Origin of the sequence: Metapseudomonas boanensis, from assembly GCF_042232855.1 — a bacterium.
In the GTDB taxonomy this organism is placed as follows: domain Bacteria; phylum Pseudomonadota; class Gammaproteobacteria; order Pseudomonadales; family Pseudomonadaceae; genus Metapseudomonas; species Metapseudomonas boanensis.
Map to the genome: position 1 here is coordinate 494008 of NZ_CP113889.1, position 14856 is coordinate 508863.

Annotated in this window: 16 protein-coding genes; 12 read left to right on the top strand and 4 right to left on the bottom strand. The window is 63.7% G+C overall.

Annotated elements, in window-relative coordinates; genetic code table 11:
• Positions 1 to 182: 182 nt before the first annotated feature.
• The 12 genes from OXH74_RS02250 to OXH74_RS02305 all read left to right on the top strand — a co-directional run bounded on the left by OXH74_RS02250 (position 183) and on the right by OXH74_RS02305 (position 10938).
• Positions 183 to 404, top strand: coding sequence for a hypothetical protein (locus tag OXH74_RS02250; protein WP_375739899.1), 222 nt, complete (start codon positions 183 to 185; stop codon positions 402 to 404).
• A 209-nt stretch (positions 405 to 613) separates the two neighbouring features.
• Complete coding sequence (locus tag OXH74_RS02255) at positions 614 to 772, top strand: PSPA7_2676 family Cys-rich small protein (protein ID WP_375739900.1); 159 nt, start codon at positions 614 to 616, stop codon at positions 770 to 772.
• Between the two features lie 672 nt (positions 773 to 1444).
• On the top strand, positions 1445 to 2101 hold the full coding sequence (locus OXH74_RS02260) for a methyl-accepting chemotaxis protein (protein ID WP_375741707.1): 657 nt from the start codon (positions 1445 to 1447) through the stop codon (positions 2099 to 2101).
• A 193-nt stretch (positions 2102 to 2294) separates the two neighbouring features.
• Positions 2295 to 2660, top strand: coding sequence for a response regulator (locus OXH74_RS02265; RefSeq protein ID WP_375739901.1), 366 nt, complete (start codon positions 2295 to 2297; stop codon positions 2658 to 2660).
• 21 nt (positions 2661 to 2681) lie between these two features.
• Positions 2682 to 4547 (top strand): chemotaxis protein CheA, encoded by a 1866-nt coding sequence (locus OXH74_RS02270; RefSeq protein ID WP_375739902.1) that lies wholly within the window; start codon positions 2682 to 2684, stop codon positions 4545 to 4547.
• Positions 4528 to 5013, top strand: coding sequence for a chemotaxis protein CheW (locus OXH74_RS02275; RefSeq protein WP_375739903.1), 486 nt, complete (start codon positions 4528 to 4530; stop codon positions 5011 to 5013). The genes OXH74_RS02270 and OXH74_RS02275 overlap by 20 nt, the downstream gene beginning before the upstream one ends.
• A gap of 23 nt (positions 5014 to 5036) precedes the next feature.
• Positions 5037 to 7043: a methyl-accepting chemotaxis protein gene (locus tag OXH74_RS02280; RefSeq protein ID WP_375739904.1), complete on the top strand. Its 2007-nt coding sequence runs from the start codon at positions 5037 to 5039 to the stop codon at positions 7041 to 7043.
• Between the two features lie 58 nt (positions 7044 to 7101).
• Complete coding sequence (locus tag OXH74_RS02285) at positions 7102 to 7950, top strand: CheR family methyltransferase (RefSeq protein WP_375739905.1); 849 nt, start codon at positions 7102 to 7104, stop codon at positions 7948 to 7950.
• Positions 7947 to 8558: a chemotaxis protein CheD gene (locus tag OXH74_RS02290; protein WP_375739906.1), complete on the top strand. Its 612-nt coding sequence runs from the start codon at positions 7947 to 7949 to the stop codon at positions 8556 to 8558. The genes OXH74_RS02285 and OXH74_RS02290 overlap by 4 nt, the downstream gene beginning before the upstream one ends.
• Before the next feature lie 3 nt (positions 8559 to 8561).
• Positions 8562 to 9617 carry a chemotaxis response regulator protein-glutamate methylesterase gene (locus OXH74_RS02295; protein ID WP_375739907.1) on the top strand — a complete coding sequence of 352 codons (1056 nt, stop codon included), beginning with the start codon at positions 8562 to 8564 and terminating at the stop codon, positions 9615 to 9617.
• Positions 9618 to 9837: 220 nt separating this feature from the next.
• Complete coding sequence (locus tag OXH74_RS02300; protein WP_375739908.1) at positions 9838 to 10692, top strand: hypothetical protein; 855 nt, start codon at positions 9838 to 9840, stop codon at positions 10690 to 10692.
• Positions 10693 to 10803: 111 nt separating this feature from the next.
• The gene (locus OXH74_RS02305) at positions 10804 to 10938 is read left to right on the top strand and encodes a hypothetical protein (RefSeq protein ID WP_375739909.1); all 135 of its coding nucleotides are present in this window, start codon (positions 10804 to 10806) and stop codon (positions 10936 to 10938) included.
• A gap of 204 nt (positions 10939 to 11142) precedes the next feature.
• Here the strand turns inward: OXH74_RS02305 and dmpG are convergent, their stop codons facing one another.
• From dmpG to OXH74_RS02325, 4 genes are read right to left on the bottom strand one after another with little or no spacing between them, the layout of a single operon-like run.
• Positions 11143 to 12177, bottom strand: a complete 1035-nt coding sequence (gene dmpG, locus OXH74_RS02310; protein WP_375739910.1) for a 4-hydroxy-2-oxovalerate aldolase — start codon at positions 12175 to 12177, stop codon at positions 11143 to 11145.
• A gap of 14 nt (positions 12178 to 12191) precedes the next feature.
• A complete protein-coding gene (locus tag OXH74_RS02315; protein ID WP_215372570.1) occupies positions 12192 to 13100 on the bottom strand; it encodes an acetaldehyde dehydrogenase (acetylating) in 909 nt (302 codons plus the stop codon).
• A gap of 16 nt (positions 13101 to 13116) precedes the next feature.
• Positions 13117 to 13908 (bottom strand): fumarylacetoacetate hydrolase family protein, encoded by a 792-nt coding sequence (locus OXH74_RS02320; RefSeq protein WP_375739911.1) that lies wholly within the window; start codon positions 13906 to 13908, stop codon positions 13117 to 13119.
• A complete protein-coding gene (locus tag OXH74_RS02325; protein ID WP_375739912.1) occupies positions 13905 to 14732 on the bottom strand; it encodes an alpha/beta fold hydrolase in 828 nt (275 codons plus the stop codon). The genes OXH74_RS02320 and OXH74_RS02325 overlap by 4 nt, the downstream gene beginning before the upstream one ends.
• Positions 14733 to 14856: the final 124 nt, after the last annotated feature.

Here is a 14856-nt window from a genome sequence, read left to right on the forward strand (position 1 = left end):
GCCCGTCGTCCCTATCGTCTGCCCCAACGCGTGGACCCGCACCAGCGCCGGGCCATCTGGTTGCAGTACGCCTGCGGTGCGGTCGAGGCGCTGGAGGCGATCAATGACGCCGGGTATACCGCGCCCTTTACCGCTTCAACCATCCGGAGCACCGCTGCATCAGCCTGTGGATCAGCGACGAGGTGCTGCCGGGGCTGCACGATTACTATCGCGAGCCGGATGCCAGCCCGCAGCGGGCACTGATGACCTGGGCCAACCGACGAATCGACGTGCTCAAGTGGCAAGGCGAGGTGTGGATTCCACGGCGGGATCTGCCGCGCTTTCTGGCCACGCAGGATGAAGGGCTGGACGACGGGCCGAGCTCCATGAGCGCTGAGCAGTGCAATTCGGCGCGGCAGGCATGAAGCGCACCGACTCCTGACTGGGTATGCGGCTGGCGCGACGGGTCACTCGTCCCCGACCATCGGTTGTACCGCCCGTGCTTTTAGGTTGTTGGTTCTAGCCCGGCAGGCGGACCCTTGCCCCCGAAACATGCCTCCAAGAAGAACAAGGCACGTGCAGTCACACACACCACTGCCGGATCGAACCAGGGGTCACCCCCCGGGGAGGAGCGATGCGTATACGTTGCTTTCTGCTGGGTTGTATCTGGAATGACGGTTTTCACACGGAGGTCGGCTCGGAACCCATGATCTGCCAGCGATGTCGACGCTGCGGCGCCCATCGCTATGTCAGCCTGCCGACACCAGAGGTCCACACCAAGTCCGCAGCCTGAGCCACGCCGGGCGTTCCTGGCTGGAGCACCCGGCGCCTTTTCGTTATTTGAACTCTCTCACTAATAGCAATTTGACAGCACAGCACAACCCTCTAGTTTTATCTGGCATTGCCGATGGCCTGGACAAGGCCCGTTCGTACGGCCGCCATCTTGGCTAGGGAGTGCATGATGTCCACCCCGTTTTCCACTAACGCGTCCCTGCAGGATCCCGCCCTGCACTCCCTGGTCTGGCTCATGTGCGCCGGCATGCTGGCTGCGGGGCTTCCCGAATGGTTGTCCTTGGGCGCTGGCTGGGTCGCCAGCCTGTTGCTGGTCTGGCTGCGCAGTCAGGCGCGCAGCAACGCTGAAACGCATGCCGACAACAAACTGCCCCTGGCGACTCCGGATTGGCCGCAGGCCAGGGATGCGATCAATGACCAGCTTGGTCACGTGCAGGCCCATGCCGGGCAGATCGACAGCCTCCTGCAGCACGCCATTGTCCAGCTCGGTGACAGCTTCCGTGGCCTGGCCGAGCGCATCGACCGGCAACGCACCCACTCACACTCGTTGATCGAGCGCTACGGCAACCAGCAATCCCAGGACGATGAGGTGAACTTCCAGGAGTTCATCAACACCACTCGGCACACCCTTGGGCTGTTCGTCGAAGCCACCCTGGAGACCAGCAAAACCTCCATGGAACTGGTGCAGCGCATGGACCGCGTGACGCAGAAGATCGCCGACATCCTGAAATCCACCCACGATATGGACGCCATCGCCAAGCAAACCAACCTGCTGGCGCTGAATGCAGCCATCGAGGCTGCGCGTGCGGGCGAGAGCGGCCGGGGCTTTGCCGTGGTGGCGGATGAGGTGCGTGCGCTGTCCACCCGCTCCACGGGCTTTTCCGAACAGATTCGTCAGCATGTGGATGTAGTCCACCGCGAGCTCCAGGACGCCGATGCCGCCATCGCCCAGTTGGCCGACAAGGACATGAGCTTCGCCATGGATGCCAAGCAAAAGGTGAACGACATGCTGGGCGACCTGGAGGCGATGAACCGCCACACCCTGAAGGTGATCCAGGAGCTGGATCGTCTCTCGCTGGAGGTCGGCTCAGGCGTCGACCAGGCCATCACCGCCCTGCAGTTCCAGGACATGAGCAGCCAGCTGCTCGGCCAGATGCGCAAGCACTTCGCCAAGCTCGGAAGCTTTGCCGCCGGTCTCGGTGGCTTGAGCAGCCTGGCGCCCGAAGACTGGCCCAGACAGCTTGGGGCCGAAGCCCATGAGTTGCGCAGACCGCTGCCCAACCCGGTGAGCCAGAGCAGCGTCAACGCCGGTGAAGTGGAGTTGTTTTGAGCCACCGGTCGAGTGCGCACAACCGCTCATCGACATGACAAATGGCCGACGCCAAAAGCTGGACGCCAGGTAGCGCGGCATATACATAGATTTATGGCCACTAGCCATCAATCGTTGACCATTGGAAGCACGGAGCAAAACAGGAAGTCGTCTACGCAGCCCCAAAAAAGAACGGCATGGAGAGCGGAACCTGATGAGCAAGCAGATCCTGATAGTCGACGACTCGGCATCGATCCGGCAGATGCTGAGTTTTACCCTGAAGGCCGCCGGTTACCTCGTCGATGAGGCGGTGGATGGCAAAGATGGCCTCGGCAAGGCCCAGAGCAAGACCTACAACCTGGTTTTCACCGACCAGAACATGCCGAACATGGACGGCCTCAGCCTGATTCGCAGCCTACGTGGCCTGCCCGGCTATCGCGCCACTCCGATCCTGATGCTCACCACCGAATCCAGCGATGCCATGAAGCAGCAAGGCAAGACCGCTGGCGCCACGGGTTGGCTGGTGAAGCCCTTCGATCCGCCAAAACTGCTGGAAGTCACTCGCAAGGTCCTCCCCTGAGTCCAGCACAAGGCGCTTCCCATGAACGACGGGATGAACCAGTTTCTCCAGGTGTTCTTCGAGGAAACCGAGGAACACCTGGCCAGCCTCGAACTGCTGTTGCTTGGCCTCGACCTGGAGCAGCCTGACGCGGAAGAACTCAATGGCATTTTCCGCGCCGCGCACTCCATCAAGGGCTCGGCCGGCATGTTCGGTTTCGACGACCTGACCGCCGTCACACATGAGTTGGAAACCTTGCTCGACCGTATCCGCGGTGGCCAGTTGGCGCTGCACGCAGAGATGGTCGACCTGTTCCTGCAGGCACGCGACGTCCTGATGCGCCTGCTCCACGCTCACCAGCACCAGCAGCCAGACCCGGATATTCCAACCGCCGCCACCGTTCAGCAGCTGCGTACCCTGTTGGAGAAAGCGCCCGAGCCAACCCGCGTCGACGACAGCTTCGGCTTCTTCGGCCAGGCCCCGGGGCAGCCGGGGCAGCCGGGGCAGCCGGGGCAAGCGGTGGCGGAGGATGATGATTTCGGCTTCTTCGACGATGCGCCCGGCGCGCCTGTCGCAGAGGACGACACTTTCGGCTTGTTTGCCGAGGTTCCGGGGGCACCCCAGACCGAAGCCACAGCCCCGGCTCTGGCAATCAAGTCCGTACCCACGGTCCAAAGCGCGCCCGCGAAACCTGCCAGCCACGAAGCCGAGTCCAGTTCGATTCGCGTCAGCGTCGAGAAGATCGACAGCCTGATCAACCTGGTGGGCGAACTGGTCATCACCCAGGCCATGCTCGGGCAGCTCGGCGGAGCGCTGGACCCCAGCGTCCACGAGCGTATTCACCAGGCCCTGGCACAACTGGAACACAACACACGCGACCTGCAGGAATCGGTGATGTCGATCCGCATGTTGCCCATCAGCTTCATCTTCAGTCGTTTCCCGCGACTGGTCCGCGACACCTCCTCGCGCCTGGGCAAGCAGGTGGAACTGCAACTGCAGGGCGAGCATACGGAACTGGACAAGGGTGTGATCGAGCGTCTGAGCGATCCGCTGACGCACATCGTTCGCAACAGCATCGACCATGGCATCGAACTGCCGGAGGAGCGCATCCAGGCTGGCAAGCCGGCCTGCGGCACTGTACGCCTGGGGGCCTTCCATCAGGGCGGCAGCATCGTGGTCGAGGTCAGCGACGACGGGCGGGGCCTCTCCCGCGAGCGCATCCTGGCCAAGGCCCGCGAGAAGAACCTGGCAGTGCACGACGGCATGAGCAACGCCGAGGTCTGGCCACTGATCTTCATGCCCGGCTTCTCCACCGCCGAAATGGTGACCGACCTCTCCGGGCGCGGCGTCGGCATGGATGTGGTCAAGCGCAACATCCAGGGCATGGGCGGGCGCATCGATATCGACTCGGCCGCCGGCCTCGGCACCCGCATCAGTATCCGCCTGCCGCTGACCCTGGCGATCCTCGATGGCCTGATCGTCGCTGTGGCACAAACCCACTATGTGATCCCGCTGACCTACATCGTCGAGTCACTGCAGCCCAAGGCCTCCGATATCCGCGGTCTGGGCGGCGAGGAAGGCTCGGTGATCCGCGTACGCGGCGAGTACCTGCCGCTGCTCTCGCTGCACGACCTGCTGGGGGAATCCAGCCCTGCCCTGCCGCCCGAGCAATCCATCGTCGTCATCCTGGAGGCCGACGGTCGCCTGTTCGCCCTGCTGGTGGATGACCTGGTCGGCCAGCAGCAGGTGGTGATCAAGAGCCTGGAACAGAACTTCCGCCGGATCGATGGCATCGCCGGCGCCACCATCATGGGCGACGGCAGCGTCGCCCTGATCCTCGACGTAGACGCCCTGCCCCGCCTTGCGGAGCGACAAGGAGAAGCGCTGCATGCACTCGACCAGTTCTGAACAGGCCGGACAACCAGCCCAGGAGTACCTGACCTTCACCCTCGGCCGGGAGGAGTACGCCATCGACATCCTGCGCGTGCAGGAGATTCGCGGCTACGACCACGTCACCGCCATCGCCAACAGCCCGCCATTCATCAAAGGCGTGATCAACCTGCGCGGTGCCATCGTCCCGATCGTCGACTTGCGTACCAAGTTCAACCTCCCTGACGTGAGTTACGACCAGTTCACCGTGGTGATCATCCTCAACGTCGGCCGGCGCATCGTCGGTGTCGTGGTCGACTCGGTCTCGGATGTCATCGCCCTGAGCAGTGAGGAGATCAAGCCGCCGCCGGAGTTCGGCGCCAATTTCGACACCCAATACCTGCTCGGTCTGGCCACCGTGGACGAGCGGATGCTGATCCTGGTGGATATCGAGAAGCTGATGACCAGCCGCGAAATGGCCCTGGTCGAAGCAGCCGCAGCCTGAACCGCATACGCAGGGGACAATCCATGGGTCTTTTTAACAACAAAGCACAAGCACAGCTCCGCGCCGAACACCTGGCCAGCCTGATCCAGGCTCTCGCGGACGGCAATCTCGACCAGCCGATCGGCCAGGGGGACGATCCGGTCTGGGCACGCGTCTACGACGCCCTCGGCAGGCTGCAACGCAACCTGCGCCAGCAGCACGCCGAAAGCGCGCAAACCGAGGCGCTGGACAAGGCCCTGGGGGAAATGATCCACCAGCACGGTGATGGCTGGATCGACCAAGTGATCCCGGCGGAGCGCTTCTCCGGCACCCATGCGCATATCGCCACCGGCATCAATGACCTGGTCGCCGCGCACATCGCCGTGAAGATGCAGGTGGTGCGGGTGGTGACTGCCTATGGCGCCGGGGACTTCAGCCAGGATATGGAACGCCTGCCGGGCAAGAAGGCGCAGATCACCGACGCCATCGATGGGGTGCGCGACCGCCTGCAGGCCGGCGCCCGTGCCGCTGGGGAAAACGTTCGCATCAAGAGCGCCTTGGACAATTGCAGCACCAACGTGATGATCGCCGACGCTGATCGCAACATCGTGTATATGAACAAGACGGTCACCAGCATGCTGCAGAACGCCGAGGCGGATTTGCGCAAGGCACTGCCGAGCTTCTCGGTGAGCAAACTGGTGGGGGGCTCGATCGACCAGTTCCACAAGAATCCAGAGCACCAGAAGCGTCTGCTGGCCACCTTCACCAGCACCTTCCGCACGCAGATCGAAGTCGGCGGGCGCACCTTCGGCCTGGTCGCCAACCCGGTAATCAGCGACAACGGCGAGCGACTTGGCTCGGTGGTCGAATGGGCCGACCGCACGCTGGAAGTGAGCGTCGAACGCGAGGTGGCAGGGCTGGTCAATGCCGCCGCCGACGGCGATTTCTCCAAGCGCATTTCCGAGGAGGGAAAAACCGGGTTCATCCTCAACTTGGCCAGCGGCCTCAATCAGTTGGTGGAAACTGCTGACAAAGGCCTGAAGGACGTCTCGCGGATGCTCGGGGCGCTGGCCCAGGGCGACCTGACCCAGCGCATCGAAGCCGAATACCAGGGCACCTTCGGCGAGCTCAAGGACTATTCCAACGAAACCGCGGAAAGCCTCTCGCGCATGCTCGGGCAGATTCGCGAGGCCGCCGACACCATCAACACCGCTGCCAGCGAGATCGCCAGCGGCAACACCGAATTGTCCGCACGCACCGAGCAGCAAGCCTCCAGCCTGGAGGAAACCGCCTCCAGCATGGAGGAGCTGACCAGCACGGTGAAACTCAACGCCGAGAACGCGCGGCAGGCCAACTCCCTGGCAGTGAACGCCTCGGAAGTGGCCACCGAAGGCGGCAATGTGGTGCAGAAGGTGGTCACCACCATGTCGTCGATCAACGAGTCGGCACGCAAGATCAACGACATCATCGGTGTCATTGACGGCATTGCCTTCCAGACCAACATCCTCGCCCTCAATGCTGCTGTGGAGGCCGCCCGTGCCGGCGAGCAAGGTCGCGGCTTCGCGGTTGTGGCCGCCGAAGTACGCACCCTCGCGCAGCGCTCGGCGGCGGCGGCCAAGGAGATCAAGACGCTGATTTCCGACTCGGTGAGCAAGGTGGAGAACGGCAATACCCTGGTGGCCCAGGCTGGGCAGACCATGAGCGACATCGTCATCGCCATCAAACGAGTGACCGACATCATGGCTGAGATCGCCGCAGCCTCGGCTGAGCAGAGCCGTGGCATCGAGGAGGTCAATGGTGCAGTCAGCCAGATGGACGAAATGACCCAACAGAACGCCGCCCTTGTAGAAGAAGCGGCCTCCGCCGCCGAAGCCCTGCAGGACCAGGCCGGACTCATGGCGCAGTCGGTGGCAGTGTTCAAGCTTGACCAGGCGCCCGCCGGCCAACCGGCTTCCCGGGCACCGACCCGGGCCGCGAAGCCTGTGGCACGCACGGGCAAGCCGGCGACACGGGCGGGCCGCAGCAAAGAGGAGGAATGGGAAGAGTTCTAAGCGCCGCTCCTCGCCCCCTCTCCCCCATGGGAGAGGGGTGCTCCTGTGAGGTGACCCGATGACCAGCCAGCTGCACGAAGACCATGAGTTCGGCTACAGCCCCGATGATTTCGAGCAGGTGCGCCGCCGGCTCTACCAGCAGGCGGGCATCAGCCTGGCCACCAGCAAGCGACAGATGGTCTACAGCCGCCTGGCCCGTCGGTTGCGCCATCTGCACCTGAGCGACTTCTCCGGCTACCTGGATTACCTCGACCGACACCCTGAGGAGTGGCAGCCCTTCATCAATGCACTGACCACCAACATCACCGCGTTCTTCCGTGAGCGCCATCACTTCGACCAACTAGCCCAGTTGGCCCGCGAGACCCAACGCCAGGGCCGCCCGCTGCGCCTCTGGTCCTCGGCGGCCAGTACCGGCGAAGAGCCCTACTCCATGGCCATCGCCCTGCATCAGGCCCTGGGCGACCGCGCGCTGGGTTTACGCATCATCGCCTCCGATATCGACACCGGCGTGCTGGACACCGCGCGACAGGGCATCTATGCGCTGGAACGCTTGGAGCAACTGGAGCCAGCGCTGAAAAAGCGCTACTTCCAGCGCGGCACTGGGGCCAATACCGGCCTCGCGCGGATCATCCCGGAATTGCGGCTGATGGTGGAATTTCGCCGCATCAATCTGCTGGATGCCGAATGGGGCATTCCCAGCAGCCTGGACGGCATCTTCTGCCGCAATGTGATGATCTACTTCGACAAGCCGACCCAGGCGCGCCTGCTCGAACGCATGGTGAGGCTGCTTCGGCCTGACGGTCTATTCTTTGCTGGGCACTCGGAAAGCTTCGTCCAGGCCAACCACCTGGTGAAGCTGGTCAACCGGACTGTTTACCGACCCGCACAGCAAGGAGCACCCGCATGAAAGGAGACACCCCCGGCGCCATCGCGGCGAACCGTTACTACGACCCCGACTTAGGCCTCCCGGCCGTCAAAATCCTCCCCGGCGAGCACTACGCGACAGGCGAAGACCGGGTATTGGTCAGCGTGCTGGGCGCCTGCATTGGCGTGTGCCTGCTGGACCCCGAGTGCGCTGTCGGTGGCATGAACCACTTCCTCCTACCCGACACCGGCACCAGGGTGCGTGAGGCCCACGATGCCGCCGGGCACGGCAAGCTGGCCATGGATCAGCTCCTCGACGCCCTGTACAAGCTCGGCGCCCGGCATGAACGGCTGGAAGCCAAGGTCTTCGGTGCGGCCAATCTGCCCAACGCACTGCTGAGCCCTGACGCCGCCCTGCGGGTCGTGGAGTTCGTTCACTCCTACCTCGACAGCGAAGGGATACCGCTCATCACCGAGGACGTGCTCGGCGAATACCCGCGCAAGATCTACTTTTTTCCGGCCAGCGGCAAAGTGCTGCTGAAAAAGCTCAAGAGCCTGCACAACGAAACACTCCTGCAACGCGAACTGGAATACATCCTCTACCTCAAGCGCGCCGAAGTGCTGGGGCCCTACGACCTGTTTCAGGAGTGAGCCGTGCCGATCAAGGTACTCGTTGTGGACGACTCCGCCCTCATTCGCAGCCTGCTGAGCGAGATCGTCCGCAGCGATCCGGAACTGCGCCTGGTGGGCGTGGCACCGGATGCCTTTGTCGCCCGCGACCTGATCAAGCAACACAACCCCGACGTGATCACCCTCGATGTGGAAATGCCGCGCATGGACGGCCTGACCTTCCTCGACAAGCTGATGAAGGGCCGGCCAACGCCCGTGGTGATGATTTCCTCGCTCACCGAGCGTGGCTCCGAGGCGACCCTGCGCGCCCTGGAACTGGGCGCCATCGATTTCGTCGCCAAACCCAGGCTGGGCATCGCCGAAGGCATGCACGCCTATGCCGAAGCCATCCGCGCCAAGCTCAAGGGAGCTGCTCGAGCTCGACTGTTGCAGCGTAACCCGGCACAAGTCATCGATGCCTCGGCAGAGCGCCGCCAACCGATCGTCGGCACCGAAAAGCTGATCGCCATCGGTGCCTCCACAGGCGGCACCGAGGCCATCAAGGAAGTGCTTATGGGCCTGCCCGCGGACAGCCCCGGCGCGGTCATCACCCAGCACATGCCACCGGGCTTCACCCGCTCTTTCGCAGCGCGGCTGGACCGCCTCTGCCGGATCAGCGTCAGCGAGGCACGCGACGGCGACCGCATCCTCCCCGGCACCGCCCTGCTCGCCCCCGGAGGCCTGCACATGGAGGTGGTGCGCTCCGGGGCCAACTACGTGGCACGCCTGTCGGATGCCCCGCAGGTCAACGGCCATCGCCCGGCCGTGGACGTGATGTTCAGCTCCGCCGCCCGCTGCGCCGGCCGTAACCTCATCGCCGCCCTGCTCACTGGCATGGGCAAGGATGGCGCCCAAGGCCTGCTGGAAATCCGCGATACCGGCGGTTATACCGTCGCTCAGGACGAGGCCACTTGCGTGGTCTATGGGATGCCTCGTGAAGCCGCCGAGATTGGTGCGGCAGAGGAGATACTGCCGCTGGAGGCCATCAGCACAGCGCTGCTCGCCCAGGCCAGGCGAAGAGGCAGCGGCAATCGGGTGTAGCGCAATGACCTGCGCCACCTGCGGGTATTCATTCGCAATGCAGGCCACCAGCCTGCTCCGCATTTCCTCCACGCAACTGACGCTGTTTTATGCTCCTACCCTGCATTCATAGTGACAAGCTCGCCTCGGGGCCCGTCGTCATGCTCCAGGGCATGCTGTGCCTGCTCGTCTTCCTGTTGCTCGCCCGGCGAACAACACACAAGAAACTGAGGACCTCACCATGGTTGCCTTGCACCTGCTCGACCGCCCCCTACCCGCCAAGGAGCTGGGCGCCCGGCTGCTCAAAGGCGAGATTCTGGTCTGGCGTGAGGTGGAGGCGCTCGCCGAGCTGCGCATCGAACTGGACCGGATAATCCGCCAGACATTGGCCGACGATGCCCCCACCACTGCGGAAAAGCGTCTTCCGGGTGAGGCCTTCATCGAGCGCATTCGCCAGTTACGCAGCCAGGTCATGAAAGACCTGAAACTGCACCGCCTGATGAAGACCGCAATGGAATACGTCGGCCTGGATCTAGACGACAGCTACTGGGATGCGCTGCAACTGCGGGTAGTGCCCTCCGCCGCCAGCCATCAGGCACGGCGCATCATGCCGCTGCCGATGCATCGGGATAACTGGGGCTCGAACATCGCCCAGCAACTTAACTGGTGGACGCCGATCTACCCCACTGACGCGGACAACACCCTGGCTTTCTACCCGGCGTACTGGAGCCAGGCAGTCGAGAACGACAGCGCGAACTGGGACTACCTGGCGTTCAAGCAGCGCATGCGCGAAGGCAAGGCCGCCTCCCACCCGGTGCTGCCAACGCTGACCGAATCCCTGCCAGCGGCGCAGTTACTGCCGCTGGTGATCCAGCCCGGCGACCTGCTGGCCTTTTCCGGCCAGCACCTGCACGGCAGCATCGCCAACACCCACGGTCGCTCGCGCTTCAGCCTGGAAACCCGCACGGTATCGCGCGACCACATCACCACCGGCCTCGCCGCGCCCGCCCCGGACGGCGCAGCGCCGTACCGGGTCTGGGAATGGTTCAAGCACATGCGAGATGGAACACCATTGGGTGAAACCGAGCGGCTGTGACAGGTGAGCCTCCACCAGCAACTGTTCCGCTTGCCCGGTCCCCAAACGGCGCCTGTTCAAGCCATTACCCCAGCGCTAGGCTGCAAGCCCACACTAGCCAGGGAGTGGTTCATGGACGCGGAAACGCTACGTATCGCACTGACATTTATGGCTGCCATCGGGGTTTCCCTCGGCGTGCGCTGGTATTTGATCCATGGCTTGGCGGGGGAAGACAGGCCTGCCAATGGCGATGACTGGATGGCGTGAGGTCTAAGGGTGCTGTTCCTGTGGGCCATTCTGTGGGAATTCATTCGCGAAGCAGATAGCAGCCCGCCAACTCGAACATCCCTCACCCCGCCCCTCTCCCCGAGGGAGAGGGGCGGCCCGCGTAGGGGAGCCCGCGTGGGGGCTGGGTCTTGCACCCACGCGGGCCGCGATCGGATGAGAGAAGCCGGCGACCCTCGGTTTCCCTCAGGTCGGCAACACCTCACGCTGGCGCGACATGGTCAGCGCCAGGTCTTCGATCATGTCTTCCTGGCCACCCACGGTGCCGCGACGGCCCAGTTCCACCAACAGCTCGCGGGCCTGGATGCCGTACTTCTGCTCGGCACGCTTGGCGAACAACAAGAACGAGCTGTACACGCCGGCATAGCCCAGGGTCAGGGCATCGCGATCGACGCGGATTGGCTGATCCATCATCGGCACCACCAGATCCTCGGCCACGTCCATGATCTTGTAGAGGTCGATACCGCTCTTCACCCCCATGCGCTCCAGCACCGCGACGAACACCTCCAGCGGAGTGTTGCCGGCGCCGGCGCCCAGGCCTGCCACCGATCCGTCGATACGCGCAGCGCCGGCCTCGATGGCCGCCAGCGAGTTGGCAATTGCCATGCCCATGTTGTGGTGGCCATGGAAACCGACCTCAGTCTTGGCATTCAGGCCGGCACGCAGCACGCTGATCTTCTCAGTCACTTCATCCGGCAGCATGTAACCTGCCGAGTCGGTGCAGTAGATGCAGTTGGCGCCGTAGCTTTCCATCAGCCGGGCCTGCTCCAGCAGTTTTTCGGCACTGACCATGTGCGCCATCATCAGGAAGCCCACGGTGTCCAGACCCATCTTCGCGGACATGCCGATGTGCTGGCCGGAGACGTCGGCCTCGGTGCAATGGGTCGCGACGCGGATGGTGGATACACCGCAATCGTGGGCCATCTTCAAGTGATCGACCGTGCCGATGCCCGGCAGCAGCAGGGCCGAGACCTTGGCCTGTTTCAGCTTGGGAATCACCGCGTCGAAATATTCTTCATCGGTATGGGCCGGAAAGCCGTAGTTCAGCGAAGAGCCACCCAGGCCGTCGCCGTGGGTGATCTCGATCAGCGGAACGCCAGCGGCGTCAAGGCCGGTGGCCACGGCCACCATCTCTTCCAGGCTGATCTGGTGGCGCTTGGCGTGCATGCCGTCGCGCAGGCTCATGTCGTGCAGGCGCACGCGCTTACCTTGCAGGTTCATGTCGGGATCTCCAATCAGCGGGAAGGCAGTTGCAGGGCGCCCTTATGGGCTTCTTCGGCGAACATCTCGGCGGTACGCAGACCGGCGGCCGTCATGATGTCAAGGTTGCCGGCCGACTTGGGCAGGAAGTCGCCCAGGCCCTCGACCTCGATGAAGATCGACACCTTGCGGCCATCGAATACGGGGCCGTTGATCAATTTGTAGCCAGGCACATAGCGCTGCACTTCCTTGACCATGTGCAGTACGGACGCGCGGATTTCGGCCTGGTCCGGTTCGCCTTCGGTGAGGCAGTGGATGGTGTCGCGCATCATCAACGGCGGTTCGGCCGGGTTGATGACGATGATCGCCTTGCCGCGCTTGGCGCCGCCGATCTTCTCTACCGCGCCTGCAGTGGTACGGGTGAATTCATCGATATTCTGACGGGTGCCCGGCCCCACGGAGCGGGAGGACACGGTGGCCACGATCTCACCGTACTCCACTGGCTGCACACGGGACACCGCCGCCACCATCGGGATGGTGGCCTGGCCGCCGCAGGTGACCATATTGACGTTGAGCGCAAGCTTGGCCGCGTGCTCCTTGAGGTTCACCGGCGGCACGCAATACGGGCCGATGGCAGCCGGGGTCAGGTCGATCATGATTACGCCGAGCTCGTTGAGCTTGCGGCTGTTCTCGGCATGCACATAGGCCGAGGTGGCATCGAAGGCGATGCGAATGTCATCGTCCAGCACATGCGGCAGCAGGCCGTCGACGCCTTCGGCGGTGGTCTTCAGGCCGAATTCGGCGGCACGCTTGAGGCCTTCCGAAGTGGGGTCGACGCCAACCATCCACACCGGTTCGATCCATTCGGAACGGCGCATCTTGATCAACAGATCTGTGCCGATATTGCCCGGCCCGATGATGGCCGCCTTGAGTTTCTTGCTCATCTTCACTCCCCCGGAGTCAGGCGCGGAACGACACCCGGGCGGAGCCCAGGCCGTCGATGGTCAGTTCGAAATGGTCGCCGGCACGGGCCGGCTCCAGCGGTACCAGCGAGCCGGAGAGGATGATTTCCCCGACTTTGAACGGGATGCCGAAGGCGCCCAGGGTGTTGGCCAGCCAGGCCACCGCGGTGAGCGGATTGCCCTGCACGGCCGAACCCAGGCCTTCGCTGATCTGCGCGCCGTTCTTGAACACCTTCATGCGCAGGTTGGGCAGGTCCAGCTCGCGCGGGTCGACCGCCTCACGGCCAATCACGAAAACCCCGCATGAGGCGTTGTCGGCCACGGTGTCCTGGATGCGGATCTTCCAGTCGTGGATGCGCGAGTCGACGATCTCGAAGCACGGCATCACGCATTCGGTGGCGTCCAGCACGTCCTGCTCGGTGACGCCCGGCCCCACCAGATCCTTCTTCAGTTTGAAAGCGATCTCGCCCTCAGCACGCGGCTGGATCAGGCGATTGCCGGAGAGGGAAATCTCGTCGCCATCGTCGAACCACATGTCGCGGGTGATGAAGCCGAAATCCGGCTGGTGCACATTGAGCATCCGCTGCACGGCTTCGGAGGTGACACCGATCTTCTTGCCGACGACGGCGTCACCGGCGCCAACGCGACGCTCGATGCTGTAGAGGGAAATGCGGTAGGCATCCTCGATGCCGATTTCCGGCCAACGGGCGGTCAGCGGTTGCAGGGTCTGGCCGTTCAGCAGCGCCTGGTAAAGCTCCTCGCCATATTGGCGATGCAGGACCTCGCTCATCGCCGGCCCTCCGCCAGGAAGTCCAGGCAGGTGCGGTTGAACAGCTCGCGATGCTCCACCATCACCCAATGGCCGCACTCGCTGAGCATCACGAAGCGGATGTTGCGACAGGCTTCGAGCATCGTCTGGGCGCCGGAAGACGGGCAGAACTTGTCGTTCATGCCCCAGAAGCCGAGGATCGGGCAGTTCAGCTCGCCGAGGCGCGAGGCCATGTTCGGCACCTGCATGGTGCTGAGCACGCAGCGCGGCTGCTGCTGCACCACTTCAACCCGTTCGTTGACGGTTTCATCGCTGATCAGCGAGGCATCGTAGAGCTGCAGGGAGAGCAGGCGGCGCATGCCGGCGGCGTCGTTCAGCTCGCCATTGGCGAAGGCCGCACCCATCTTCTGGATGCCTTCCATCTGCAGGTAGTACTGCTCCTTCTCCATCAGGCCGCCCGGCGCCATCAGGACCAGACGGCTGACCCGCTTGGGCAGGTCCAGGGCCATCTTGATCGCGATGGCGCCCCCCAGGGAGTTACCCACCAGCACGCAGCGCTGGATATCCAGGGCGTCCAGCAGGCCGGTCAGGGCGTTGACGAAGAAGTCCAGGGTGTATTGGGTTTCCGGCTTGTCGGAACGGCCGTAGCCCGGCAGGTCCGGCACGATGGCGCGGTAGCCGAAATTGGCGAATACCGGGTAGTTCTCTTTGAAGTTGCTATGGCCGCTGGCTCCGGGGCCGCTGCCGTGAATGAACACCACCGGCTCGCCCTCGCCAGCCTCCAGGTAGTGCAGTCGCAGGCCATCCGGCAGCGTGACGAATCGCCCTTGTGGTAGCGCGCCCATGGGACTCTCCTCGGCTTGTTGTTTGCCGGGATTATTCGGGTGCCCCATCGGGCCAACATCGTCCGAGAGGACTAGCACGCAGCAGCGTGAATTTCCGTGGGGTCGCTTTTTCCTGTGAGGACGA